Here is a 396-nt window from a genome sequence, read left to right as displayed (position 1 = left end):
CATTACTGGTCTTGGTCTTGGTGAAGCTAAGGCAATCGTTGACGGCGCACCTGCAACTGTTAAGGAAAAAGTTCCTACAGAAGAAGCAGAAGCTGCAAAGAAGACACTCGAAGAAGCTGGCGCAAGCGTAGAGCTTCAGTAATTTCAATCATTAACGCTTCGGCGTTAGTACTTATTCGGCCAAATGGTTTTTAAACAGAATACCCCTCATTGCGAGGGGTATTTTTGTTATTAATTTATTTCAAGAAATGACAAACCCCTCGTAGTACTTACGAGGGGTTCCTGACCATATAGGTCACTCTGTCACGAACGGGAAAGAGTCATTCCGAGACCGGGGTTGCCGGCCTCATGTCGAAGTTGGAGATGTCGAGGCGAGCAGTGTGGACTGCCTGCCAG

The 396-nt window shown here is 47.2% G+C and carries 1 protein-coding gene; it reads left to right on the top strand.

The window, feature by feature from the left end:
• The first annotated feature begins 1 nt into the window (after position 1).
• The gene (locus D3227_RS40850) at positions 2–142 is read left to right on the top strand and encodes a ribosomal protein L7/L12 (RefSeq protein ID WP_425374604.1); all 141 of its coding nucleotides are present in this window, start codon (positions 2–4) and stop codon (positions 140–142) included.
• The last annotated feature ends 254 nt before the right edge of the window (positions 143–396 follow it).

Source organism: Mesorhizobium waimense (assembly GCF_003601975.1).
GTDB classification, from domain to species: Bacteria; Pseudomonadota; Alphaproteobacteria; order Rhizobiales; family Rhizobiaceae; genus Mesorhizobium; species Mesorhizobium waimense.
The sequence above is the reverse complement of the archived record's forward strand: the minus strand, read 5'-3'. Positions and strand labels throughout refer to the sequence as shown.